The organism is Rhodoblastus sp. 17X3 (assembly GCF_030056575.1).
In the GTDB taxonomy this organism is placed as follows: domain Bacteria; phylum Pseudomonadota; class Alphaproteobacteria; order Rhizobiales; family Beijerinckiaceae; genus Rhodoblastus.
On the sequence record NZ_JASHHX010000007.1, the window covers coordinates 22644 to 46937 of the forward strand.

Consider the following 24294-nt stretch of genomic DNA (forward strand, 5'->3'; position numbering starts at 1 on the left):
TGCGACGCCCGCCAAAAAACAGGAAAGGAAGGGCCCCGGAATGACCAAATCGACCCCGCAATCGCGCAAGGACATGCGCGCGCGCACCAAACTCGTCCATGCGGGGCGCGATCCGTCCGAACAATTCGGCTTCGTCAATACGCCAATCTATCGCGGCTCGACCGTGTTGCAGCCGACGCTTGCCGATCTCGAGGCGCGGCATACCAAACGCTTCACCTACGCCACCCATGGCACGCCGACGACGGAAGCGCTGGAAAAGGCGTGGTCGGAAATCGCTGGCGCCACCGGAACCGTGCTGACTCCCTCCGGCCTCGCCGCCGTGACGGTGGCCCTGCTCGCGGCGCTGAAGGCGGGCGACCATCTGCTCGTCAGCGATTCCGCCTATCTGCCGACGCGCACCTTCTGCGACGGCTTTTTGCGCCGCATGGGCGTCGAGACGACCTATTACGATCCTCTGATCGGCGCCGGGATCGAGGCCTTGATGCGGTCCAACACCACGGCGGTTCTGGTCGAGGCGCCCGGCTCACAAAGCTTCGAGATGCAGGATATTCCGGCCATCGCCGAGGTCGCCCATGCGCGCGGCGCCTGCGTGGTGATGGACAATACCTGGGCGACGCCCCTGTTCTTCCCGCCGCATGAGCGCGGCGTCGATCTCGCGGTCGAGGCGGGCACGAAATATCTCTCCGGCCATTCCGATCTGCTGCTCGGCCTCGTCTCGGCCAATGACCAATGGCTCAAGCCCCTGCGCCAGACCTTCGATTATTTCGCCATGTGCGCGGGGCCGGAGGATGTCTTTCTGGGCCTGCGCGGGTTGCGCAGCATGGATTTGCGCCTGCGCGAGGCGGAGCGGCAGGGCCTCGCTCTCGCCCGCTGGCTCAGCGCGCGCCCCGAAGTGTCGCGGGTGTTGCATCCGGCGCTGGAGGACGACCCCGGCCACAATATCTGGAAGCGGGACTTTTCCGGCTCTTCCGGCCTGTTCTCGGTGATCCTGAAGCCCGCCTCGAAAGCGGCCATCGCCGCCCTTCTCGACGGGCTGGAGTTGTTTGGGCTGGGCTATAGCTGGGGCGGCTATGAGAGCCTTGTCATTCCCTTCGATTGCCGGACCTATCGCACCGCGACCGTCTGGAACCCGGAAGGCCCCGCTCTGCGCTTCTCGGTCGGGCTCGAAGACATCGAGGACCTCAAGGAGGATCTCGACAAGGGCTTTGCGCGACTGCGCGCTCAGGCCTGACGGTTCAGCAGGAGTTTGCCGATCAGCCCTTTGCCGCGTGGCGTAGGCAGTAGCGCGTCAGCCGCGAGGGTGAAGGCGATGTTCCGCCGCCCAAGGACACGCGCCACGATAAGGGCCGAGGCGAGTCCGAGGAACAGACCGCCGCCGACGTCGCTGGGATAATGCGCGCCGACGATGATCCGCGACGCCGCGACGGGGATCGCCAGCAGCAAGGACGCGAGGCCGAGGCGCGGCGCCAGCAGGCTCAGCGCGCCAAAAACCGCGAACACGGTCGTGGTGTGGCCGGAAGGAAAACTCGCCAGCACGGCCTTGAGCGAGAACATGTCGAAATGAAATGACCCCTGGAGGTCGATCAGCCTCGGCCGCGCCCGGCCGACGAGATGCTTGATCGCCTGCGACGCGAGCCCGGAAACGGACAGCACCGCGAAAATATAGAAGGCGCGCGAGGCGACCAGCCCCCAGGCCGCGCGCAAACGCGCGCCGGGCGCCTGCGCGCGACGGTAAAGCGCAAACAAAATCGTCAAGATGGACAGCGCGAACAGCCAGTTCGACTTGCCCGCCTGCGTGACGTAATCGAAGAAAGACACGAGGCGCGGATCAAGTTTCGTGGCGGCGCGCGCGAGGCAGACATCGAAATAAACGCCTACGAAAAGCAGCGCGGACACGGCGAGCGTCGCCAGCGCGACCCAAAGCGGCCAAAGCTTCATGACCGGCGCAGCCGGGCGGCGCCAATGCGTGATGAAGTCGCGCGCGGCGCGGACCGCCTCGGCCCGCACGGCGGCGGCGCCTGCCTCAAGGCGGGCAAAATCCCAGTTCAAGGCGAACTCCCCGCGAAAAGTGGCGACCGGCGCCTTTTAGCACGGTGGAGCATCGGGTAAAGGGCGGAGCGCCCACGACCTCTTTTATCGAGGCCCGTGCTGCTCCGCCTTTGTCCTTGTGGCGCCTGTTTCGCCGGCTCAGGCGAAATAGCTCTGGGATTGCACCGTCGAGACCCCGACGCCGATCACGTCGACATAGGAATAGGCGCCGCCGCCGAGGCCCATGGCGATCCATGTGCCGCCGCTTCCGTCGCTCATGAAAAAGGTGCTCGACGCCATCGAGGCGTCGAAATGCAGATAAGTGCCCGTGCCGACGCCGCCGGCGACCTGGAAATTGCTCACCGTATCGAGCGCATTGGCCTGTTGCGCCGCAGCCGTCTCGCTGATCAGCAGCCCGCCGCCATCGCCGGAATAGAAGACGTCGTTGCCCTTGCCGGCCGCAGCCGATTCATAGCCCGAGCCCGAATAGACGTAGTCTCCGCCGTCGCCGCAGATCACGGTTCCGTAGAGATGGCCGTTCTGTCCGTAATAGGCGTCGCCCGCGCCCGCGCCCAACGCGACATTGCCATTGATGATCCCGTCGTTCAGCACGCTGTCGCCCGCGCCCGAGCCGAATTTCACATTGCCAATGATGACTCCGCCGAAATCATTGCTCAGCACGTCGCCGGCGCCATTGCCGAAGGCGACCGCATTCGAACTCGCCGACCCATGGATCTGCGCGATCACGCCCGCATTGTAGATCGTGTCGCCCGCATGGTTCGCGATCGTGATCATGTCCACGGCCGAGGAGGACGAAACGGTCTGGTAGATCTGGCCCGTATTGCTCAGCGTCGTATCGGCGAGATTGAAACCATTGGCGGAATTGCTCGAGTCCATCACCCCCCGATTGAAGAGGACATTCGCCGAATTCGAGCCCATCTGGACGCCGCCGATCATTGTTCCGGCGTTGTCGAGAATTTCCACGTCGAGGGCGGCGCTACCGTAGAACGCGTATGAGCTTCCGACGACGCTGCCGAGATTGAGGACCGAATAGACGTCGGCCGCATAAAGGTTGGTGTCGACGAAGGCCTGCCCCGCGCTGATGAGGCCGCTTGCGTCATTGACGATCGCGCCCGCGCCGGAAGTCCAGATTCCCAAGGCGGCGGCGCCCGTCAGCTGGATGGAGCCCGCGTTGAAAATCTGGTGGGTTCCCGCGCCGTAAATATAGATCCCGTTGGAGCCGGCGCCCGCGAACAGATAGCCCGTCTTTGCGATCGTGATATTGTTGTAATAGCCGGCAAGCGCCATGCCGGAATAGGCCCCGGACGCTCCGCCCAAAGATCCGGCAATCTGGATGGAGCTATTGCCCGAAGAGATGACGCCATAATTTGCGGTGCTGACGAGGCTCCCGCCCGGAAGGATTTGCAGCTGATCGCCACTGGTCAGGGTCAACCCTGCGCCCGAACCGATGATGGCGGTGGAAATGACGTTGAAGGTCATGGCTGCCTCCTCTTTTTGACGCTGAAACGCGTCTCAAGAGGCGTTTCAGACCCTTTTTGGGCCTGAGATTACTCCTTCGACTGTAAACAGACAGAGGAAAATGACATTGGAGGCCGAATCGAGGCCTGGTGCGACATCACGTCGCAGCTGTCGCAGGCGCGCCGGGATGCACCGGCGCGCTCCATTTCGTTCGCTTGATCGAACGCCGCTCAGGCGAAATAGGTCTGGGCGTGCACGGTCGAGACTCCGACGCCGATCACGTCGATATAGGAATAGGCGCCGCCGCCGAGGCCCATGGCGATCCAGGTTCCGCCGTTCCCGTCGCTCATGAAGAGCGTGGTCGATGACAGGGCCGCGCCGAGATGCAGATAAGTGCCCTTGCCAAGCTCGCCGGTGGCGACCTGGAAATTATTGACCACGTCGAGGGCGTTGGCCTGCTGCGCCGCCACGGTTTCGGCGATCACGAGCCCGCCGCCGGAAGCGGAATAGAACGAATCGTTGCCAAGACCGGCGGTGGCCGTTTCATAGCCGGAGCCGGAATAGACGATGTCGCCGCCGGAGCCGCAGACAACATTGCCATTGAGATGGCCGTGCTGGCCGTAATAGGCGTCGCCGGCGCCATTGCCCAGGATCACGTTGCCGTAGATGGCGCCATTATTGACAACGGCGTCGCCGGCCCCGGACCCGAAGCTGACATCGCCATAAATCACGCCCGAGGACTCATTGCTGAGGATATCGCCTGCGCCATTGCCAAAAGACACGGCACGGGATCCCGCGGCGGCATGGATTTCGGCGACGACGCCCGAATTGGTGAAGTAATCGCCCGCATGATTGCCGAAGGTGATCATGTTGACCGCCGAAGCGGTCGAGAGGGACTCGTACATCAGGCCGGCATTGTTGAGAACGCTGTCGACAAGGGAAAAGCCGGTCCCATTGGCGCCCGTCGCATCCATCGTTCCGCGATTGTAGACCAGGTCCGCGGCGTTCGTTCCCATATAGACGAGTCCGACCATCGCACCTTCATTGTCGACGATTTGTATGTCTCCCTGGCCCGAACCACGATAGGCATATGTAGTGCCGGTGACAGTTCCGTAATTGACGAAGGAACTCACGTCGGTGGCTGTGCTGTCGTCGTCGACCACGCCTTCACCACCCTGTATCAATCCGCCAGCCTGGTTGACGATCTGGCCGGCCCCCCAGGTTAGCACTCCATACCCGACGCTGCCGAAGGACTGAATGCTGCCGGCGTTCAGGATGGTGTGAGATCCCGCCCCGTTGACCTGGATGCCCTGAGTGCTTGGGCCCGAGAACACGTTTCCAGTTTTCTCGATCACGATATAGGCGCTGTCGGAGGCGGAGGCGGTGCCGACATAAATGCCATTGTTCAACCCGCCGACGGTCCCGCCAACTTCGATCAACGCCGAGCCCGTCGCATTGATGCCGTTACCCCCCGAAGTTGCGAGCAGCGAACCAGCGATCGTCTGCAACTGGTCGCCAGCGGCCATGTTGAAAGCGTTGCCGACGGTGGTGTTGGTAGAGCCACTCCAAATAGTATAAGTCATTGTAATTACTCCCCTCATTGCGTCATTGCGCCCAGGCTATGTACACCTGGGACGGCCTGAGCGCGTCCGAACACGGGTCACCCTAGTTCTCGATGGGTAGCGGGGGAAGGTGACGCAAGGATCACAATCGGGTGAAGGCTGAAGCCGCGCGAAGATACTGGAACTGTGAATGTCGGTCCCGGTCGGAACGGCGAGCGTCGGAAGCGCGCGAATGCGGTGGATCAGGGGCTGCAAAAGGGCGCGCCGGGGCAGTCGCCTGCTTCCGGCAAAATCTCGCTTGTGTCGCCGCCTACAGCGTATCGCTCGCCGATCCCCATCCCCATTGCTCTCAGGATTTTTGGATTGAGTGTCCCGCGTCGAGTGAATTGGCGCGCAGGCCGAGCTGAAGTTTGCGCATCGGCCGGCCTTGAAAATGTCACGGTCGGCCCGCACGCTGACGGCAATTCAGCTTCCTCCCAGAGGCTGAGGAAAAACGGAAACGCCCGCCACGGATGTACTGGCGGGCGTTTTTGTTTGTTTTTCAAATGCCGGCGGAATCAATCAAGCTGCACCATTGGGCGCGTTTCCACCGCTCTTGTTAAAATCATTGAAAAAATTGGCGGCCCCGGCTGGATTCGAACCAGCGGCCTACTGCTTAGAAGGCAGCACTTTTCGAGCGACACGACGCTGCACCCGGAGACGAAGCGGGGCGGTAATTCTGGACCGAACGGACAATTTGTCCGAACGGATGAGGGAGCGTTCACATCAACGACAGCCGACGCCACCGGCAAGGACGTGCGCACCGTGCGCCGCGCTGCAAGCCGTGGCGAAGCCCTTGGCGACGTTCTCAAGGTCATCGAAGGGACAAGCCTGGATAAGGGCGTCGAGATAGACGCGCTTGCCAAATTGCCGTCGCAATGACCTGCCACTGAAGGTTCATCCAGTGGCGTTTAGAGGTTCGGCTTTTGTTAAATGCAAATTTGGAGCGCTCATTCTGTAGACGAGAGGTCCGATGAAATTTGCCGGAATAGCCGCGTTCGCAATCTGTTTTGCACTTGGCGCCTGCGACAGCATTCCGCCGGCCGGACCGAGCATGACGGTGGTCGCCGGGCCGAAGGTCACTGAACAGAAATTCGCCGGCGACGTAGTCGCATGTCGGGAGCGCGCCCAGGCCGCAGCAGGAACAGCCGTCAATGTCGCCGGTCATCTCGATCGGCAAAATCGATATGACGCGGTCTATTCCGATTGTATGCTGGAGCGCGGCTATACCGTCTCCCAACCGGTCGCGCGCTAGAATTACGGGCTGCGACTTTGGATTTGCGGACTTGCCGCGCCGCCGACAAGTTGGCTCAGACGGATTTGCGCGCCTATGGGCATGGCTATTTCTTCAACCTGACGCCCGCCCCGCCTCGGTTCTCCTGGATGAACTCGACGCCGGCGGCTTCGGGGGCGGTGACGATAGACGCCAGGGAGAGCCCGAAGACGCTCCGCGATCTTTCGATCCAAGCCGATGTTCACACGGATGGAATGGGGCTCGGAAGCGGATTTCACCAACATCATCCCGGCTTTGCAATTTTTTTGCTCCGCCGTTCAACGTTGGAACATCGCCGCGCGCCCTTAGTTTTCACCTCGGGTTTTATGGACGATGGCGCGATCCCGACCGCGTGAAATTGGGCTGCAAAAGAGAGCCGCAACATGAAAGTGGTGAAATTTCGCACTCGCGAACGTCGCCTGGCGCCGCGTCGTACGAAGCTCGAAATTCCGGGCTGGGCGGGCGAACGCGAGCCCCGCGCGGACGGCTCTCAGGAATACGCCTGGCACTGCACGCCCTTTTCGGAAAGCGCGCAATACGGCATTGAATTGTTCTACCCTTTTGATAACGAACTCGTCGTCAGCACGATAAATGGCGAGCTGAAGCTCGGTGGCGATTTCGGCCCTTGCCCGGAAGAAGGGCTGCAATGGCCGCCGTTCCGCAATTTCGGCGATAATTACTACACCTATCAAATCCTGCTGGATTTGCGGGTCGAGCGCGGCTTCGCCATCCGCACCGAGCCGCATCCACGTTTTTACACAGACCGGACCGACACTTGCCCGATCGCCGTGCCGGCCCTGATCCGCGATTGGTGGCCGATGCTGTTTTTCGTGGTGTTCAAATCGCCCGCCGAAGGCCGAACTCATATTTTCCGGCCCGGCGAGCCTTTCGCGCAGATCATCGTCATTCCGGAGGAAGCGCCCTTCGAACTGGTAGAAATGGGCGAGGAAGAGGCGGCGGAGCGCGAATTGCAGGCGCAAAGAATCCACGCTAGCCGCGACCGTCTGTCGGAAGGCTCGCGCTGGCTATCGCGCACTGAAACAGTTTTCGACGGCACCTATCGCTTCATGCTGCGCGCGGCCAAGGCGCGGGACAAGGAGCAGGATCCATCAAAATGACTCCCGCGGCCTCACCAATAATAGTGATGGTGGTGATGATGGTGATGATTCCAGCGGCGGCGCCACCACCCGTGATGATGATGGTGGTGGTGATGGTGATAGTAGCGGGGGTAATACTGGGCGACCTGCTGGCCCCCGGCCTCGGTCGCCGGTCCAGAGCCTGAGCGGCCCGCTGCTTCGACCGCCGCGAGAACGGCTTTGGCGTTGGGGATCGGCTGGAGCAATTCGGCAAAGCTCTTGGCCTGTAAGACCTCTTCCGGATCAGGCGCGGCGGCAACTTGCGTTGATCCCACGGCAGCCAAGGCGGCGGCGCCGATCATTCCGGCAATCTTGCTTTCCATGGCCCGATCTCCCTGTACAGAGGATTTCGACGACTCCCCAATTACTTGCTCAATCGTCGAGGCGTCTCCGCCTAAATTTAGCTAATCCAGACTTCTGGATGACGCCTACTTTGCGAAATCAACGCTCGCCAGACGCGTGAGTTCCGAAGGCGGATCGATCGGCGCCCTGAGACATCCTGAGTCAAGCTCGACAGATCGACGGATACCCATTGGCGGGGCATAATCCTGGCATGCAATCTCTACAGCATCACCAGAACTCAGGACGCCATCGAGGCGCTGATCCTGCTCCTGGACGAGATCGACGGCGACGCCGATCTTGAACCGATCGACGAGCGCGATCCGGAAGAGCTGTAGGCGGGCCTTGAAAACGTCACTGTCGCCCCTCAACTTGAGATCAATTCGGCATCTTCCCGAGGGCCGAGGAAAACGGAAACGCCCGCCACGGATGCACTGGCGGGCGTTTTTGATTTTCATCTCCTGAGAAACGCTGAAGTCGACCGCGAAAGCAACGCTCGGTCCGCGGCGCTACCGGCGCCTTTCGGCGGGGAGCGAGCCTTCCAACCCGCCCAGCATACGATTACGGTCCGAGTTCTCTCCGCAATCGCTCCGGCTGTTTCAGCCCTACACGCGTCAGCCTTGATCAGGCCATCCCGTGATAACCGTGATCCGGTTGATCATCAACTGAACGCCCTGGCTCCCGAGTGTTCAGCATGCGCTCATGGGCGGCGCGCGCGAAAGGCGCCAGCCACCACGAAACTGGCGCCGACACAGCTAAGGACGCCGCGACCACGAAAGGCATCAACGTCATGGCGAGGTCCGCAAGCGGCGTCGCCAAAACCAGAACCGCGCCAATCCCGAAAACGACAGCCTGCACCATCATGAAAATCACAAGTGCGATAGCCATGCGATTTGACATGTGATTTGGCATTTCGAGTACTCCCTTTTTGCCGTTATGTTAACGTGCAGAGATCCGACCTTGTTCCTTCAGGATTATTTTCCACCTGCTTAGCGCGCTTGGCTTTTTCCTTGGAATGTCGAGGTCCGGCGCTAGTGAACAATGGATGTCAGCTTCGAGCAGGAAGTCGCCGAATCGCGCTTAGCCCGAGTCTCGCTCGTTCAAGCGGTTATTGCGCCCGAATGCTTTAAGTGCGCTCGCCGCCCGCCATACCGCCCGCGCATGGCGCCTTATAGGCCGCCCAATCCGGCAGGGAGACCACAGAGCGCCCTCCACAGTCCGAACAGACAAACCGCCGAGCGCGAGCGATCGTCGGCGCCGGCGTCTCTCGCGGCAGCGCCAGGGCGTCAAAGCTGACGGCGCCCTCGCGATGACATTTTCGACAATAGAGAATCACCCCCGTTAAGCCGAGTTCGGCCGCGTTGGCGATCGTCATGGGATCATAGGGGCGATTATCAGGCTTGCGCATGGTTTCGAAAATTTCAAGACAGGCCGAATTCGCTACCCCAACAGTTGCCCCAACAAAAAAACCCGGCGTTTCAGCCAGGAATTTTCCACCATAAGTTCTTGATTTTATTGGCGACCCCGGCTGGATTCGAACCAGCGACCTACTGCTTAGAAGGCAGTTGCTCTATCCGGCTGAGCTACGGGGCCCACAGCCCGGTCGGTCCGGAGGCTTGGGCCGGCCGAGCGAGCCTTCAGTGCGTCCAGGGCGCGACGCGATTGTTCCGGAAATTATCCGAATAGGAGACGGTGCGGCGGTGGGCCTTCTTGGGCTCCTCGACGCGATAGGCGATGCCGTTGCGCTCGGCATAGGCGACGGCCTCTTCCCGGGTCTCGAAGTCCAGGCGAATCTGGCTGTTCATGTCGCTCGATGAGGTCCAGCCCATCAGCGGCTCGATCGTGCGCGGGCTTTCCGGCAGATAATCCAGTCGCCAAAGCTTGGTCTTGCCCATGCCCGACTGGGTGGCGTTCTTCGAAGGACGATAAATGCGAGCCGTCATGACCGTTCCAATCTCCCATCCGTAAGCCGCGCCGCGATGACGGCGGACCGAACGCCTTCAGCGGGCCGGTGGTCGGGGCAGCAGGATTCGAACCTGCGACCTGAAGTACCCAAAACTTCCGCGCTACCAGGCTGCGCTATACCCCGACAGCGCCGTCGTTTCGCTATCATGAGCGGCGCTTCCCGACAAGCCGTCCGCCGTCATGGCTTGAAAAGGGAATGTCGCACGAGATCGCCCGGCTTCAACCCGATTTTCCGGGCGTAGCCGGCATTGACCTCCAGCACGCCATAGACCGGGCCGTTCGACGAAATAATGGCCTCGGACATCGGTTCGGCGTTTTCATGGATATGGGTCACCACCCCGTCGCGCGAGATGAAGATCATGTCGAGCGGAATATAGGTGTCCTTCATCCACATCAGGACGCCTTGAACCTTGTCGAACTGGAAAAGCATGCCGCGATCGGCGGGCAAATAGCGCCGGTCCATCAGGCCGTGCTCGCGCTCGGCCTCCGTGCGCATGACCTCGACCGCCAAGGCGTGGTCGATCGGATGCGCGCCCTTGGGGTCCGTGACGAGAGTCAAGGGCTCCAGGGCCACGGCGGCGCCGGATTCGAGCGCAACGGCGAATTGGGGAAAGAAAAAGGGCGCGGCGGCGCAAAGCGCCAGAAGCAGCGCCATTGCGCGCGCGGGGCGGAAATACGCACGCAGGGAAATCAGGGCGGCAGACCCGAACAGACGCGCCATCACGACCTCTCACAAAATTCCCGGCCCCGGCAGAGCAAGCCGCCGCGGCCGCGAAACCCTCAATGGGCGCTCGGAATCCGCGTCTCCAGAACCCGGACCTCGGCGGCCATGAGCCCCTTCGGCCCCGGCCCGAACCGCGCCAGAAGGGAATCGCCGGGCTTCAGATCGGCTATGCCATAGCGGCGCAGCGTCTCCATGTGGATGAAAATGTCCTCGGTGCCCTCGCCGCGCGTGAGGAAGCCGAAGCCCTTCACGCGATTGAACCATTTGACGACGACAATTTCAAATCCGCCGACCGATTCCGCCGCGCAATGGGTTCGGGCCATCGGCAATTGCGCGGGATGCACGGCGGTCGATTCGTCCATGGACAGGATGCGGAACACCTGCAGACCGCGCGACCGGTTTTGCGCCTGGCAGACCACCTCCGCGCCTTCCGGCGCTGTCTGATAGCCGTCGCGTCGCAGCACCGTGACATGGAGCAGGACATCCGCGAGACCATTATCGGGGACGATAAAGCCAAAGCCCTTGGCCATGTCGAACCATTTGATGCGACCCCGGACCTCGATCACCTCGGCGGCGGCGTCATGGGCCGGGCCAGTTTCGAAATCCTGCGAATTTCCAATGTGTTCTCTGGCGCCCAATGAAGCGGCTCCCGATCTAATTGCTATTGCCCGTTCTCGGACCGTTGGCCGGCCCCGAATCTTGTGTCCGAACGAACTGAGAATCACTTGATTAAGGATAGCATCCAAGATCGGCGTTCCTAGCCGTTTTTTGCGTCGACAAGATTATCCCACATAAATTTTCACAAGAGACGGACAAGAGGCCCAGATGACTTGCAGGGGGTAAGATTTCGCGGCGCAGCATCAGGATTCGGAGCTTCCCCGCGTCAAGCCCGCGAGGGTCGCAGCCTGCTCGCGCCACTGCTCCCGTGCGACCCGGCCGGGAGAAGCGAGATAGGAATCGACCCAGCGTTCATTGTCGGGAGACCAGGCCGCGATCTGGCGGAACGTCCAGATCCCAAGCTGGTTCAGCCTCTTGGCGGTCACGACGCCGACGCCCGCCATCCGCTGGAAATCGTCGCCTTCGCCGAGCGGCGGGGCCAGCAGCCCGAGCGGCCTTTCACCGGGATAGAGCCGGTCATTGGCCTGGGCCGCGACAACCTGTGGCAGGCTCGCGCTCAGGAATTCAGCGGTTCCCTCGTCAAGAAGAGGCTCCGGCGTCTCGCCCCCGCCGGAAACGTCGTCGCTGGCCGTGGCGCGCGCAGACCGCTCGCGCGCATGTTCCTCGCTCGCTCCGGCATAGGCCGACCGCTCGCGCGCATAATCCGTCTCAACCCCATGGACCAACAGCCGCGCCTGCGCCACCCAATAAGCGACGACGGCTCGGCCCCGCCCCAGCCGAGCCGCGGTCTCAGCCTGATCTTTGCTGGTCAGTCGCGCGAGACTGGCGAGGCTGGAAAGGCCATGATTGCGCAAGAGCCGCGCGTCGGCGCGGCTCAGCCCGTGAATCAGCGCCAGACCATCCTGATCGCAGGCGAATTCGGACTCGAGCAATTCGGCCTCGACGGTGCTCGCAAATTCGGGCTTGACCGGTTCTGGCTTGGCCGGTTCTGGTTTGGCGGCCCCCGGATCGGGAGGCGCAGCCGCGACCGCTTGGGGCGCTTCGCCTGAATCGCCCTGGGGCGGCGCGGGCTCCGCCGATGGACGACTTCCGCTCGAAACAATCAGGCCGGACGCCGCCGCGAGCGCGGAGAGCGCGTGAGGCGCGGCGGAGGAAAAGGCCTCCGCCTGGCGCAGGAAGTCTTGCGCCGCCGCGATCCAGTCCGGCGCCGGCGCGGCCTCGCGCCTGCGGAACAGAAGACGCAAGCCGCAGCCGCACAGCCCGCCCAGCCCATAAGCGCCGAAGATCGCCAGCACGGTTTCAAGCTGAAGGCCCCAGCGGCCCGGCGCGATTTGCAGCGCAGCAGCGCCGCCCCCCGCCAGAAAGGCCAGGAGCAGCAGCGCGCTCCATCCGCTCCAGCGCGGCCCCCGCTCCGCCCCGCAGGCGAGCGTGCCGAACGCCAGGCCAAGCGCCAGCGCGGCCAGGGTCCAAGGGAAAAGACTCTGCAGCAGAAACAGCATCGCCCCTCCCTTACTTCACCTGGATCTCGATGCGGCGATTTTTCGCCCGGTTCTCGTCGCTGTCATTGGGCGCCAGCGGCAGCGTCTCGCCCAGGCCCTGGATTGTCAGATGATCCCTCGCAACGCCGGCCGCAAGCAGGAAGGCGGCCACCGTTTCGGCGCGGCGCCAGGACCATGCAAAATTGTGAGAAATGCTGCCGACGTCGTCGGAATGGCCGAAAATTTCCAGTGACGCCTGCGGGCATTTTACTGCCTCCGACGCCAGCGCGTCCAGCAGCGCGAAGCCTTCGGGCGAAATGTCCGCGCTGGCATAATCGAACCAGATCACGGACGCGCGCGCCCGCTCGGCCAGACGCCGTGTGCAGGATTCGGCGGCTTTGAGCGGCGTCGACGGCGGAAGCGACGGGGGCGCGGGCGGCGATAGAGGAATAGGCCCAGCAGCGGAGGGCGCCGCAGGCGCAGGCGGCGCCGGAGCAAGAGGCGCAAGCGTCGACGGGGCCGGCGGCGGGGCGGGCGCCGGCCCCGGCTCTTCGCGCTCGGCGCCGGTGACATCGGCCTGAACGGCGAAGCCCTCCGGCATGGCGGCCACGAAAGCGGTCTTGACCGCCTCGGCCTCCGTTGCGCGGACGGCGTCGCCGCGCAATTGGGCGGAGGCGTCCCGCGAGCCGTAGCGGCCGACGCGCAAGCGGGCGAGCTGCTCCAGCCCTCCCAGGGCCGCCGTCAAAAAGCCCTTCGGCGCGCCCGTTCCCCGCCGCATTGTATCGGCGAGCGTCAGACCCCCGAACTTTTCCTGCGCCGCCGCACGGATTTTCGCGCAGGCGTCCTCGTCGCCGCAGAACCCGGCGAGCGTCAGCGCCTTGTCGTCTTTCTCGGCGCTGAAGACATAGGGCGATATGCCGCCCGCCGCCACGCCGCTGGCGTCCAGCGCAAGGCCCGGCTCCGGGGCCACGGCCGCGATCACCGCCGCGGAATCCATTCCCGCGCGCGCGACGCCCGACAGCCGCGCCCGGCCTGCGTCCAGAGCGACCTTGCCGTTCTTCAACTGCGCCAAGGCGCGCAAGGCGAAACCCGCCTCGGCCGCGAAGCGCGACGCGCCGGAACCCGCCTGCAGCGCGTCCGCAACCTTGACATCAGGGAATAATTTGCGCGCCTGCGCCAGCAGAGCGGCGCGCTCAGCCTCGGAGCCGACCTGCCCGGAAAGGCGCAAAACCCTGCCGTCATTCTCCGCCGCGAAGGCGAGGTTTTGTGCGCGCGGCGGCGCAATTCGGGCTTTGGCCGCGCCCGACGGCCCGGCGAGGGCAAGCGCGGCCTGATAGTCTTCCGGCGTCGCAGCCTGACCCGCCAGCGTCAACTCGCCGTCGCGCCATTGCGCCTCGCCGCTTTGCAAACGGCCCAGAAGCGGCAGGGCGGCGGCGGCCTTTTCTGCAAAGCCGTCAGGCGCGCCTGACGCATAGGCCATCTCATCGACGATTCGCGCCTGCGGCGCTCCCTCTCGCGCCGCCGCGACCAGCGCGGCGCGGACTTTGGGTGAAGGAACGCCGCCGGATAGAACCACTGTCGCGCCATCCCGGACCGCGCGCCAGGCAAAAGGCGCGAGCGGCGGCGGCGGAACCAGCGCATCGGCGACGCGCCGCACGCCCGGAAGCGCGGCGACCTCCGCCAGCGCGGCGGAACGCCTCGATTCGTCGAAAATCATCCCGCTAACCGTGACATCGCGGCCATTCGCCATAGCGGAGGCCCCTTCGCCCAGGCGCTCGCGCAGGACAGCGTCGGCGCGCCCGGCCAGCCCCTGCTCGAAAGGCCCGGTTTCGAGCTGGATCAGGGCAAGCGAGAGCGCCAGAACTGGCGCCAGGCCCATCCACCAAATCCCTGGCCAACGCATGATTGCTCCTCCACCGCGATCCGTCAGAGACTAGCGGCGCCGGCCCGATCACGCCATCGCCCTGTCTCCCCGCGAAAGCTGTCCGGGGAACTGCGGGAAGCGCTTGCCAATCGGCTCCCGGTCGGGCATATGTCTGCGCCACGCGCTCCGCTGCGGCCAGTCGGCCGCCCAGCGGAGCGCCGGCTGGAGACGTGGCCGAGAGGCTGAAGGCGGCGGTTTGCTAAACCGTTATAGGGTTGTAAAGCCCTATCGAGGGTTCGAATCCCTCCGTCTCCGCCATTATCACGATGTATCGCTTTGTTTTAGCGCTGTTTTCGGCAACTAACCGCTGAGTGGCCTTACAATAAGTCTTACAATTCGACGCGGCTTAGGGTGGATCGAGGCGTACAAGCGCACACGATCGCCAAGGCCGCCGTTTGGTTTTTTCCGTTTTTTCATGCCGCCAGTTGTATCGGGCTTTAATGCGGACGATGTTGCGATCCGCAAAGAATGTTTTTAGGGAATTGCAATGAAAAAGGCGTTTTTGATCGCGTCGGCGTTCGCCCTGTCGGGATGCGCCAAGCCCGTTGACCAAATGAATTATGCCGAAATTCACCAGCTCGCGGACGAGATCAAGGCGAGATGCGCGAAGCAGACAGCGCCAAGCTCACCAGAATTCGACAATTGCACGAAGATCGAAGCGCAATATGAGGTGAACACGCGCAACCGCAAGCGTGCGGCTGCGGCAGCCGCCTTGTCAGGCGTGGCGGACGGCATGACGCAGGCTGGCGCTTCTTATTCAGCCGCCGCCGCTCGCCCTGTGGCGCCGGCTTATAGCGCTCCCGTCTATTGCAACTCTCAGACGGTAGGCCCGACGACACAGATGGTTTGCAACTAAGCCCATCGAAAATTCTGGCGATGTTTTGCGCCAAGTTGCGCCCGTCTCGCGTCAACGTGGCGATTAATCGACGCAATCCAGCTAGTGGTGAAAATCACACGCTTGGCACCACGATGCGATGACCGCGATCGTCCCAAGTTGACCGTTGCGGAAAGGGCGATAACTCGGTTGCTTCGCTTCCAGACGGGAGCCGCAACGGCGCTCGGGAAGGAACGATTGTATAAGAAACGCCCGCCCACTGATTCAGGGGCGGGTGCTATTCCGTCTGCAGGTCAGGGCCAGGAGCTTCGAGTATCAGTTCAGGGCGTTGGAGACCGACGCGAACTTGGTGTTGAGCTTGGTGCCGACCGAGGTCAGGACAGTGATGCAGACGACCGAGATCAGCGCGGCGATCAAACCGTATTCAATTGCGGTGGCGCCGGACTGATCCTTCACGAAACGGGTGAAAAGCGACTTCATTTTTTGCTCCTTGAGTTCTGTTCTTCGCGCCGAGATGTGCTCGCATTCGACCGCGATAGACCCAACGTAGCTTGCCTAGCTTTCTAGCTCGTTAAGTTGTAAGCTAATATTATGCGACCGAATCTTTTCGTTATGCGGTGGTTAACGAGTAGTATATTATTATCTAATGATAATACATGTGTATGAATTAAAAAACACCCACCATCCGAGCAGAGGTGGGTGTTTGCTTTTTTAGTTAGATCAGGAGTCGCATGAACAAATATACGCTATCATAGGCTGCCGAAACTCAAACCATCTGTCTGATATAGAGTTAATTTTATCCATCGAAACCAAGCCATGCCTGCTTGGCGCCCTTTCGCCCGACATTCGGCCTACGATCGGATTTCTACCCATCCTTGCCCTTCGGCCTGTGACGGCTTCCCGCCGTTTTGCGTCGTTCGCTGGCGGGAACCAAGTGTTAGATTTTAACCACTAGTTGCAAGGCTTAGCTACAGCCTGCAATCGAAAACAGTTGGCAAAATTACCTCAAAAATCGCGCCAAACACATAATAAGTTGTTGATTGCAAATAGATTCGTAGCGATTTATTCTTTTGATTTTTCTTTCGTAAGTTCGCCAATGCATCCCCTTTGGCTTTTCAGGCATGGGATCGCCGTACGAAAGCTCCCAATCCTCGCCGCCTAACTTGCGCCGGACGTGCCGCGCTTGTGTTATCGCGCGATCATGCCATGTCTCAAATTGCGAGCCATATGCGACACGCCGCCCCCAGGCTTGCCGGCTGGCGAATGCGCTTGCGCCATAGGGCCGCCAGAGAACCGAAACAAGGCAATGCAGCCTTGGGCAAACAAAATACCATTGCCGCCCGCCGAAATGGCGTGACTGGCTTTCGAGCGCGATTTCTTGCCGGCGCCCGTCCACTTCCAATTCGAGCCAGCCATAGCTTTTGCCGCACATATGCGCGGTCATGACGCCTGCCGCACTTTCATCGCTTGAATAGACATTGGCCCACCGGATCGAGGCCCGGCAGGTCGAGCCGGGCCGCAATACGCCATCGCGAATAAGTTTGTTCAGGTCGAGCTTAAGGCCATCCTCCAACCGCGCCCGCCAGCGATCACGCGCCATCGTTCATGCCCATTTCATTTCGTTCGATAATCCGGCCATCGCTCAAGCGCACATGGTCCGGCCCGTATGCTTCTACCGGCGTGCCTTGCAACCGCCAGACCAGGCCGCCGGGAATGCCGGCGCGCGGAACATCGAAAAGCTCGCCAGCCGTCCAAGCCCATTCGCTTTCCGATACCCAGCCCCAGCCGTCGAAAAAGCGCCCGCCATCGTCCAGCGCCCGGCGCCAGTCGTCATCCGAAACCCGCATCGGCTTTTGATGGTTCAGCCGCGCCCAAGCGTCGAGATAGGGCGCCGGGATTACGCCAGCGCAAAGCGCCGCGCGTTCCTCGATTGCGTCCCGCACGAATTCGGCCAAGGCGTCATTGCCCGGCGCGTTCCGGCAAAATCCCCCACCTTGGGGACTGACAAAACTGACAGAAGCCCCTTTTGTCAGTTCTGTCAGTTTGTCCGGTAGGGGCGTTTCGGCAATTCTGGCCTTCAATCGGGCAAGGTAGCTCATGCGCGCGCCCACTTCGGATTGATGGCGTAGCTTGCCCGCGTGCGCCCGCCGGTCGGAACCGTCCGCAATTCCAGCCAATCGCAATCCGTCAGCAGATCAAGACCGGCCTGCACCTGTTCCCGGTCGGACAGATGCGCCCATGCGCGCCGGTAAATGTCGCGCGCCGTGAAGCCGTCCGACAATTCGCCGCGCTGGATCCGGGACAGGATGGCCTTTGCGCTGGCGGTTTCCGCTTCGCTGGCGGCGCCATAGGCCCGCCGCGCGTGGGTTTCCAGATATTCGGCAAAGGCCAGCGCCCGCAACAGCGCCGCCTCTCCAATCGCGCCGGCGCCGTCCGCAAGATGGCCGATCAACGCCAGACCGGGAACAAGCTTTCGATATTTGGACAGGTGGCTTTCCAGCGCGGGCGAAAGATCATTGGAGCGCAGCCGGGCTTCAAGGCCCGCCCGCCATTCCTCGAAAAGCCCTTGCGCCGCATTGTCGAAGCGCAGGAAGGGCAATTGCTCGAATGGGTCGCGCTCGCATCCGATGGCGTCCGGGTCCAGAGCGTCGAGCCGCGTGAACGTCTCGAAAGCCGCCGTGCGGGCCGCGCTATCGGGATAGCGATCCACATTGCGCCAGTCCGGGCTTTGATCCGGCCAAACCAGCAGGCCGAACCGTTGAATCAGACCATCGTCGCCGGCGCCGCCGCTGGCGCGTCGAATATATTCGGCAATGCGCCCCGGTTGCGTCGAGCCAAGCAGGCTCAGGCAAGCCGCCTCGATATGCGTCCGGCCTCGAATGATCCGGTCGAACGTATAACCGCCCGTTCCATTCCATGCCGTGAGAAAGAAGCCGCGCGCCGCCGCGCTGTCTTCCCGGTCGAGAGTTTTCAGCAGCGAGACCAGTTCATCGCGGAAAGCCAGAACGCCGTTCGGGTTGTCCGCCATGATCGCGCCAAGGGCCTCATAGGTGCAATCATTGACGACATAGCGCCGGGCCTTGGGTTCTTCCGGTTCCGGCAATTCGAGCAAGGCCGAAACCTGCTTTTCGCCCCTCTTGAGCGCCGCCCGAACATTCTTCGCCGCGTCTTCCTTCGCCAGCTTGTGCGCTTCGGCTTCAATGGCAAAAGCCTTCGCCGCCTTGTCGTTTTCCTCTCTGACTTGCGCGTCGAGCCGGTTAAGCGGCTTTAACGCTTCCGCCATCGCTGGCGACTTCATCGCGCCGGGCCGTCCGATAATGCAGGCCCATAGGTTCGGGACTTCAAGCCAATCGGTCTTGCGTTGCGGGCGAACGCCAATCTTGCGCCCGATGGCGGCGCCAAGCGCGACCATTGCCGCCACGGCGACAAAATCAGGCGGGCATTGCATCCGCTCCGCAATGTCCCGCACCCAGGGCGCGAGACAGTCCGGCAAATAGGCATAGTCGAACGGCGCGACGGGCAAGAGGCCATCGGGAAGCGGTTTAGGGTCCGGCCAATGGTCCCGCGCCGGCGCCATAGCCGGGCTGGCAGCGAAGGACGGGGCCGAAGCTTGCCCGCGCCCGTCGTTGTTTTGGCTCACCCAATCGAGATTGGCTTTGGCGAAATAGGCGTTGCGCTTTTCGGGCGACCAACTGTCAAAGTCGGAAAGGTCGGTCACTTCACGATCCTTTCCACCAGCCGCACGATTTCCCGCGCCTCTTCCAACGCATCCGCGACAAGACGCAATTTGGAGAAGGCTTCGGCGCAGTCGCCGCGCTGCATCGCGCCTTCGGCCAAGAGGCCATTAATTCCGATCAACCGCGCGGCAGCCATGATGCCATCGCCGGCGATCAGGCCGGTAACCGCCACCCGGTCTTTAGCTTCGAGGGCGTGGGTCATCCGATAACCCTCCCCAGGCCAGCAAGAGCGGCAACCGCTTGCGCCAGAGGCATGGCGAGGCGATAGCGCCGGGCAATGAACAGCGCAGCAAAATCGGCTTCCGCGTTCGGGCTGGCGATGGTAAGAATGGTCTCGTTGCGAACGACTTCCGCCCGGTCCAATCCGCTTGCCAGAGCGCGGGCCGGGCGACTTCGCATTTCCGGGGCGCCGGTCATTTCGCGCCTCCTGCAATCAGAGCTTCCGCCGCTTCTACGGGGATTAGCCGGCGCCCGCCGACGAGGACGGTCTTAAGCTTGCCCGCCTTCATCAGCTTGTAAATCGTCGATCTCGATAGGCCATAAGCCGCGCAGGCCTCTGTGACGCGATAGGCCCGCTTTTCGGTTTTCGATTGCATTGTTCCACCGTCCCTATGGGGTTGCGATGGTGCTGCATTATCCATAGTTTTTCGCCGCTGGCGAAAGCTCCGCATCAAATATTGCGGCAATTATTTTTTGTTGTTTTTCATATCTTTAAGTTTGCGTTTTCGGCGATCTATCGTTGACCCCGAAACACCTTCGGACTGGGCTAGATCGGAATTTGTGACCTTTTTTCGCTTTTCCCCAGCGGCAGGGATCGGCTTTTTGCTGGCGAGGCGATCCAGTTCAGCGGGAAGACTATAAGCATCGTAAACCTCTCGCACGGCCCCGCGAACTGTATCGCTTTTGGAGGGGCGCCCCGGAGCGCGGCTCGGCCTTTTCACCAATTGCAGGAGAGAAGACCCTATCGGCTCCAAAGCGCTCGCCAGTGCGTTGCGAATTTCGCGCGAGATTGGCGCGTCCGAATCAAGAAGCGCGACCAAAGCAGCTTGCCCGCCCGAAAGATCGGCTTCGCTGACAACCAACTGCTTGCCCGCCGCCGTCTTGGAAATGGTTCTTTGGATTGGGTTTCTGTCTTTCAACCAATCAATGATGAGGGTCTCGACTGGGTTCATTCTCTATTCTTCCCTTATCCCCAGAAACCGCCGTCCAATCGCGTGGCGAATTTCTTCCGGCATGGCGAACGCCATCTTGATCCAGTGCGCGACTGGATCGCGCTCCAATGCCCGATCTTCCGCAAACCCCTTGAGCATCAGCCCGGCGATATAGCGCGCGTCCTTTTCGGTCCTGGCGGGCAATTCGTAAGGATCTTCGCCCGCGCGATGAATCACGCAAACCCAGCTTCGACGCTTGCGCCCCTCGCGGACGACATAGGCCGCATAGGCGATAGGAAGCCGCTCAGGGAATTGCAGGACGCGCCCGCCAGCGCCTGAGGGACGGCGCTGTGCAGGTCTAGCGTCGCGCCGATCAGGGAAAGCGCAAACCTCATTCATTGTGCGGCCTTGCCGATGGAAACGACATTCGACGCCAAGCCCGGATCGCAATATTTCGCCCACGCCGCCATGAGAGAACGACGCTTTTCGAGCGCGTCAGAGCGCCGGTAAGCCTGTTCGGCCTTGTCGCCAATGACGTGAGCGAGAGCGGCTTCCGCGACCTCGCGCGCGAATTGGGTTTCATTGCCCGCCCAATCGCGGAAAGCTGACCGGAAACCGTGAACCGTCACGTCCACGTCCATCCGGCGCAAAAGCATGTCCATCGCCATGACCGAAAGCGGCTTGTCGCCTTTGGCGCCGGCAAAGATAAATTCGCAGGTTTTCGCCTTTTCCAGCGTCTTGACGATTTCCGCTGCGCGATCCGAAAGCGGGGCGCGATGCGCGCGTTGCGCCTTCATCCGCTCCGCCGGGATCGTCCAGATTTTCTTTTCCAGATCGAATTCGGACCACCGCGCGCCCCGGACCTCGCCCGACCTCGCCGCGCTCAGGATCGTGAATTCCAGCGCCAGCGCCGCCGTTGCATCGCGCTCGCGCAATCGCGCCAAAAAGGCCGGAACCTCGGAATAAGGCATTGCCGCATGATGGCCGCGCGTGAGCTTCTGACGTTTCGGCAAGAGCTTGTCGAGATGGCCACGCCAGCGCGCCGGATTAGCCTCATTGCGCGGAATGTGACCTTTCGCGCGCGCCGCATCCAAAACCGCTTCGATCCGCCCGCGCAACCGTGACGCGGTTTCCGGCTTTTCGAGCCAGATCGGTTGCAGCACGCCCAAGACCGCTTCCGTGTCGATTTCTTCCACCGGAAGGTTACGAATGCTGGCGCAATAAGTTTCGCCCAGCGTCATCGTCCATTGCGCCGTGTGTTTGTCGTTCCGCCATTCCGCCGACTTGGCCGCAATGAGTGAGTCGGCTATCTGTCCGAAGGTCGGACGGTTCAGAAAGGCTTCCCGCGCAGCCTTTCTTTCGAGCGAGGGGCTTTTGCCTTCCGCGACCATTTTACGGGCTTCAAGCGCCTTCGCCCTCGCTTCGGCCAAGCCGACCAGATCGCGGCTACCCAACCCGGCTTCCGTCACCTTTCCGCGCCACGAATAGCGAAAAACCCATTTGCTGGCGCCTGTCGCGGACACTACAAGATAAAGACCGTCGCCGTCGCCGTATCGCCCCGGCTTTGTTGTCGCCGCCGCTCGTGTTGTCAGCTTGCCCATGACGCCCTCCTGTAAGACTGAAAACAATTGGTCTTACATTTCGACACGGATTATGGCGGACGGTTTCGGACGACGCAAGACGGGATGGCTCTAAGTAGCCTTGTTTTCTAGGGTTTTTGTAGATGGAAGCGGACAAGGGAAAACACTGGTTTGGCGGACTCCGTCTCCGCCATTATCCGCACCCGTACGAGGGCTCGGGCGCTGGGGCACTGCGCGAGATGTCAATGCGGCGATTTTCGCGAGGCCTTCCAATTTCAACCACCGCTGGATTTTGGCGTCTTTGTCGCCGCGCGGCGCTGTGCGCAAGATTGGCGGCGTTCCTCGTCCCCGCCTTTCTTCTCGGCGGCGCCTCCTTAAGCGCGAGGACGGAGCCTCAGCCCGCTCCCGCCACACAGGCCAAGCCCGCGAAGGCCTCCGCGCCCGCCAAGCGCTCCAGCCCGGTCAAGCCGGCGAAGCCGGCCAAGCCCGCCGTCCCGACGAAGCCGCCGGCGCAGGACGCAGCCCCCCCGGCGCAACAGCCGGCGCCACCTGCGCCCGATTCGCAAGGCGCCAGTCCGGCGCTCGCTCCCCAGCGCGCTCCGGTCGATATCGATCCCGAAAAATTGCAGCCTTATAATTTGCCGCCCGCCTCGCGGCAGCGCATGCGCCTGTGTGGCGAGCGCTGGCGCGACCTCAAGATGGCGGGAAAAAGCGCCGGCCTGACCTGGCGCTCATTCGCCGAGAAATGCCTGCCCGGGCAGGACTGAGCCCGCCTTCAGCATCCCGTCATCGAGAACGCCGAAGGCGTGCGAAAACGCGCTTGGTTCAGCTTTGTCCTTCTGTCGGCTGGGCTGCCGGCGCGGGAGCTTCCGTGGCGGCGGGCTGCGGTTCGGCGCGAGCGGCTTTGGGCTTGCGCGGCGCGCTGCGCTTGGCCCTGGTTTTGCCCGGCGCGGCCTCCGCCTTTCCCGCGACAGGCGCGGGAACGGCGACAGCCTCCGCCGCAACCTTCCCGGTGACGCGGCGCGAGGCCGCCGCCGTGCGCGCCACAGGCTTGGCGCGCGGCTTCGCGGCCGCCTTTGTCGGCGCGGAAGCTTTCGCGGCCGCCGCCTTCTTCCCGGCGGCTTTCTTTTCCGCCCCCGTCTTGGCTGCATCCGTCCTGGCTGCATCCGCCTTGACGGCGTCCTTGGACGCGGCCGCTTTCTTCGATCCGGCGCGCGCCTTCGGCGCTCCGGCCTTCGATCGCGCATTCTCGGTCGCTGAAGATTTGGCCGCGCTTTTCTTCGTGTTGGCGGGCTTCGCGGCGGGCTTTTTCGCGGCGGATTTGGCGGCTGCGGTTTCCTTGGCGGCGGATTTCTTCGCCGCTGATTTCTTCTCTGCTGAGTGCTTGTCGGAGGCCCTGCGGACAGCCGGCTTTTCGGACGCCGTTTTCGCCGATGTCTTTTTCGCGCTCGCTGATTTCTTGGGCTCCGCCGCCTTCGCTGCGCTCTTCTTCGCCGTCGTGGCGGCTTCCTTCGCAGCGGTCTTGGCCGAGCTCTTGGCCGCCGTCTTGGCCGAGGTCTTGGCCGCCGCCTTGGCTGCGGCTTTCGTCGCCGTCCTGGCGCCTGCGGACTTCACGGAGGCGGTTTTCGCAGCGGCTGTCTTTTTTGCCGCGCCAGACCTCGCCGCTGACGACTTGGTCGCGGTCGGCTTCGTCGCGGCGGCTTTGTTCGTCGCAGCTTTGGCCTCGCGCGCGGATTTGGCTGGCGCCGATTTTTTGGCGGACTTTGTCTCGGACGTCTTGCCGGCCTTTTCGGCCGCGCTCTTCGTCGCGCTTTTTGCCGCCGCTTTGGTCGCGCTCCCGGTCGCAGGTTTTTTCGCCTCGGCCTTTTTCACGTTTTTCTTCGCAACCGGCTCCGACTTCGCCGCGGATTTGCTCGCCGACTTGGCGCCGGTCTTGGCTGCCTTGCTCGTCCTGGCGACAGTCGTCTTGGCCGCAGTTGTCTTGGCCGCAGTCGTCGCGGCGGCGGCGCTTTTGGGGGCGGCGCTCTTGCCGGCAGCGCTCTTGGCCCTGGTCCCGCGCGGCTTTTTTTCGACGGCCTCGGCTTCGGCTTTCGCCTTCGGTTCAGCGGATTTTTTCGCGGCGGATTTCTTCGTCGGTGATTGCGCCATTTCTACCCCCATGCGTCGCCGGCGCTTGCCCGGCCGGATTTGGCGCGAGCAGCCTAAACCTGTTGAAAACTCTTGCAAGAGAGCGCGCGGCGCTTTATGTCGCGCCGCGCGCGGTTGGAGTGATTCGTGACGGCGCCACGGTAGAAGTTTTTCGCCGCTCGCTGTTCGCAGCAAGGCCATCGCGCCGTTGCAGCGTCGAACGCAAAAGCGTCAGCCGAACGTGCGAGACGCGATGGATCTCGCGCCGCGCGACGAGCGAAAGCGGGCAAAATTCTGAA

General features: G+C 62.4%; 28 protein-coding genes and 4 tRNA genes. 8 read left to right on the forward strand and 24 right to left on the reverse strand.

The window, feature by feature from the left end; all coding sequences use genetic code 11:
- Nucleotides 1–40: 40 nt before the first annotated feature.
- Nucleotides 41–1231, forward strand: a complete 1191-nt coding sequence (gene metC, locus QM467_RS08635; RefSeq protein ID WP_283365906.1) for a cystathionine beta-lyase — start codon at nucleotides 41–43, stop codon at nucleotides 1229–1231.
- On the opposite strand, the gene QM467_RS08640 is transcribed toward metC, so the two are convergent.
- The 4 genes from QM467_RS08640 to QM467_RS08655 form a co-directional block, all read right to left on the reverse strand.
- Nucleotides 1222–2049, reverse strand: a complete 828-nt coding sequence (locus QM467_RS08640; RefSeq protein WP_283365907.1) for a phosphatase PAP2 family protein — start codon at nucleotides 2047–2049, stop codon at nucleotides 1222–1224. The two genes, metC and QM467_RS08640, sit on opposite strands and share 10 nt — an antisense overlap.
- A 138-nt stretch (nucleotides 2050–2187) precedes the next feature.
- A complete protein-coding gene (locus QM467_RS08645; protein ID WP_283365908.1) occupies nucleotides 2188–3528 on the reverse strand; it encodes a hypothetical protein in 1341 nt (446 codons plus the stop codon).
- A 209-nt stretch (nucleotides 3529–3737) separates the two neighbouring features.
- Nucleotides 3738–5090: a hypothetical protein gene (locus QM467_RS08650; protein ID WP_283365909.1), complete on the reverse strand. Its 1353-nt coding sequence runs from the start codon at nucleotides 5088–5090 to the stop codon at nucleotides 3738–3740.
- Nucleotides 5091–5686: 596 nt separating this feature from the next.
- Nucleotides 5687–5770: transfer RNA gene (locus QM467_RS08655), tRNA-Arg, on the reverse strand.
- Between the two features lie 392 nt (nucleotides 5771–6162).
- On the opposite strand from QM467_RS08655, the gene QM467_RS08660 reads away from it, so the two are divergent.
- The 3 genes from QM467_RS08660 to QM467_RS08670 are packed head-to-tail and all read left to right on the forward strand — an operon-like array spanning nucleotide 6163 to nucleotide 7499.
- Nucleotides 6163–6363, forward strand: a complete 201-nt coding sequence (locus QM467_RS08660) for a hypothetical protein (RefSeq protein WP_283365910.1) — start codon at nucleotides 6163–6165, stop codon at nucleotides 6361–6363.
- A gap of 50 nt (nucleotides 6364–6413) precedes the next feature.
- Nucleotides 6414–6737, forward strand: coding sequence for a hypothetical protein (locus tag QM467_RS08665; protein WP_283365911.1), 324 nt, complete (start codon nucleotides 6414–6416; stop codon nucleotides 6735–6737).
- Nucleotides 6738–6764: 27 nt separating this feature from the next.
- Nucleotides 6765–7499, forward strand: coding sequence for a hypothetical protein (locus tag QM467_RS08670; RefSeq protein ID WP_283365912.1), 735 nt, complete (start codon nucleotides 6765–6767; stop codon nucleotides 7497–7499).
- Nucleotides 7500–7510: 11 nt separating this feature from the next.
- Here the strand turns inward: QM467_RS08670 and QM467_RS08675 are convergent, their stop codons facing one another.
- The 10 genes from QM467_RS08675 to QM467_RS08720 form a co-directional block, all read right to left on the reverse strand.
- Entirely contained in the window at nucleotides 7511–7840 is a 330-nt protein-coding gene (locus tag QM467_RS08675) for a hypothetical protein (RefSeq protein WP_283365913.1), read from the reverse strand.
- A gap of 105 nt (nucleotides 7841–7945) precedes the next feature.
- A complete protein-coding gene (locus tag QM467_RS08680) occupies nucleotides 7946–8314 on the reverse strand; it encodes a hypothetical protein (protein WP_283365914.1) in 369 nt (122 codons plus the stop codon).
- A 166-nt stretch (nucleotides 8315–8480) separates the two neighbouring features.
- Nucleotides 8481–8744: a hypothetical protein gene (locus QM467_RS08685; protein WP_283365915.1), complete on the reverse strand. Its 264-nt coding sequence runs from the start codon at nucleotides 8742–8744 to the stop codon at nucleotides 8481–8483.
- Nucleotides 8745–9372: 628 nt separating this feature from the next.
- Nucleotides 9373–9449: transfer RNA gene (locus tag QM467_RS08690), tRNA-Arg, on the reverse strand.
- A 44-nt stretch (nucleotides 9450–9493) separates the two neighbouring features.
- A complete protein-coding gene (locus QM467_RS08695) occupies nucleotides 9494–9799 on the reverse strand; it encodes an ETC complex I subunit (protein ID WP_283365916.1) in 306 nt (101 codons plus the stop codon).
- A gap of 69 nt (nucleotides 9800–9868) precedes the next feature.
- Nucleotides 9869–9945: transfer RNA gene (locus QM467_RS08700), tRNA-Pro, on the reverse strand.
- 54 nt (nucleotides 9946–9999) lie between these two features.
- Entirely contained in the window at nucleotides 10000–10542 is a 543-nt protein-coding gene (locus tag QM467_RS08705) for a DUF192 domain-containing protein (RefSeq protein WP_283365917.1), read from the reverse strand.
- A gap of 59 nt (nucleotides 10543–10601) precedes the next feature.
- Nucleotides 10602–11183, reverse strand: coding sequence for a cold-shock protein (locus tag QM467_RS08710; protein ID WP_446737753.1), 582 nt, complete (start codon nucleotides 11181–11183; stop codon nucleotides 10602–10604).
- A gap of 222 nt (nucleotides 11184–11405) precedes the next feature.
- Nucleotides 11406–12662, reverse strand: a complete 1257-nt coding sequence (locus tag QM467_RS08715; RefSeq protein ID WP_283365918.1) for a hypothetical protein — start codon at nucleotides 12660–12662, stop codon at nucleotides 11406–11408.
- A gap of 10 nt (nucleotides 12663–12672) precedes the next feature.
- Nucleotides 12673–14520, reverse strand: coding sequence for an OmpA family protein (locus QM467_RS08720; RefSeq protein WP_283365919.1), 1848 nt, complete (start codon nucleotides 14518–14520; stop codon nucleotides 12673–12675).
- 209 nt (nucleotides 14521–14729) lie between these two features.
- On the opposite strand from QM467_RS08720, the gene QM467_RS08725 reads away from it, so the two are divergent.
- Nucleotides 14730–14823, forward strand: a tRNA-Ser gene (locus QM467_RS08725).
- 229 nt (nucleotides 14824–15052) lie between these two features.
- Nucleotides 15053–15421 (forward strand): hypothetical protein, encoded by a 369-nt coding sequence (locus tag QM467_RS08730; RefSeq protein WP_283365920.1) that lies wholly within the window; start codon nucleotides 15053–15055, stop codon nucleotides 15419–15421.
- A 294-nt stretch (nucleotides 15422–15715) separates the two neighbouring features.
- Here QM467_RS08730 and QM467_RS08735 read toward each other — a convergent pair whose 3' ends face one another.
- The 10 genes from QM467_RS08735 to QM467_RS08780 form a co-directional block, all read right to left on the reverse strand.
- Nucleotides 15716–15880 (reverse strand): Flp family type IVb pilin, encoded by a 165-nt coding sequence (locus QM467_RS08735; RefSeq protein WP_283365921.1) that lies wholly within the window; start codon nucleotides 15878–15880, stop codon nucleotides 15716–15718.
- Between the two features lie 520 nt (nucleotides 15881–16400).
- Nucleotides 16401–17000 (reverse strand): hypothetical protein, encoded by a 600-nt coding sequence (locus QM467_RS08740; RefSeq protein WP_283365922.1) that lies wholly within the window; start codon nucleotides 16998–17000, stop codon nucleotides 16401–16403.
- Nucleotides 16990–17355, reverse strand: a complete 366-nt coding sequence (locus QM467_RS08745) for a hypothetical protein (RefSeq protein WP_283365923.1) — start codon at nucleotides 17353–17355, stop codon at nucleotides 16990–16992. Before QM467_RS08745 ends, QM467_RS08740 begins: the two co-directional genes overlap by 11 nt.
- A gap of 140 nt (nucleotides 17356–17495) precedes the next feature.
- The gene (locus tag QM467_RS08750) at nucleotides 17496–19118 is read right to left on the reverse strand and encodes a YfjI family protein (RefSeq protein ID WP_283365924.1); all 1623 of its coding nucleotides are present in this window, start codon (nucleotides 19116–19118) and stop codon (nucleotides 17496–17498) included.
- Complete coding sequence (locus QM467_RS08755) at nucleotides 19115–19339, reverse strand: hypothetical protein (RefSeq protein WP_283365925.1); 225 nt, start codon at nucleotides 19337–19339, stop codon at nucleotides 19115–19117. Before QM467_RS08755 ends, QM467_RS08750 begins: the two co-directional genes overlap by 4 nt.
- On the reverse strand, nucleotides 19336–19554 hold the full coding sequence (locus QM467_RS08760) for a hypothetical protein (RefSeq protein ID WP_283365926.1): 219 nt from the start codon (nucleotides 19552–19554) through the stop codon (nucleotides 19336–19338). Before QM467_RS08760 ends, QM467_RS08755 begins: the two co-directional genes overlap by 4 nt.
- A complete protein-coding gene (locus tag QM467_RS08765; protein ID WP_283365927.1) occupies nucleotides 19551–19733 on the reverse strand; it encodes a helix-turn-helix transcriptional regulator in 183 nt (60 codons plus the stop codon). The genes QM467_RS08760 and QM467_RS08765 overlap by 4 nt, the downstream gene beginning before the upstream one ends.
- Nucleotides 19734–19823: 90 nt before the next feature.
- Entirely contained in the window at nucleotides 19824–20309 is a 486-nt protein-coding gene (locus QM467_RS08770; RefSeq protein WP_283365928.1) for a hypothetical protein, read from the reverse strand.
- Between the two features lie 3 nt (nucleotides 20310–20312).
- On the reverse strand, nucleotides 20313–20687 hold the full coding sequence (locus QM467_RS08775; protein ID WP_283365929.1) for a hypothetical protein: 375 nt from the start codon (nucleotides 20685–20687) through the stop codon (nucleotides 20313–20315).
- The gene (locus QM467_RS08780; protein WP_283365930.1) at nucleotides 20684–21889 is read right to left on the reverse strand and encodes a tyrosine-type recombinase/integrase; all 1206 of its coding nucleotides are present in this window, start codon (nucleotides 21887–21889) and stop codon (nucleotides 20684–20686) included. The genes QM467_RS08775 and QM467_RS08780 overlap by 4 nt, the downstream gene beginning before the upstream one ends.
- A gap of 308 nt (nucleotides 21890–22197) precedes the next feature.
- On the opposite strand from QM467_RS08780, the gene QM467_RS08785 reads away from it, so the two are divergent.
- Nucleotides 22198–22635: a hypothetical protein gene (locus tag QM467_RS08785; protein ID WP_283365931.1), complete on the forward strand. Its 438-nt coding sequence runs from the start codon at nucleotides 22198–22200 to the stop codon at nucleotides 22633–22635.
- Between the two features lie 104 nt (nucleotides 22636–22739).
- A complete protein-coding gene (locus tag QM467_RS08790; protein ID WP_283365932.1) occupies nucleotides 22740–24146 on the forward strand; it encodes a hypothetical protein in 1407 nt (468 codons plus the stop codon).
- The last annotated feature ends 148 nt before the right edge of the window (nucleotides 24147–24294 follow it).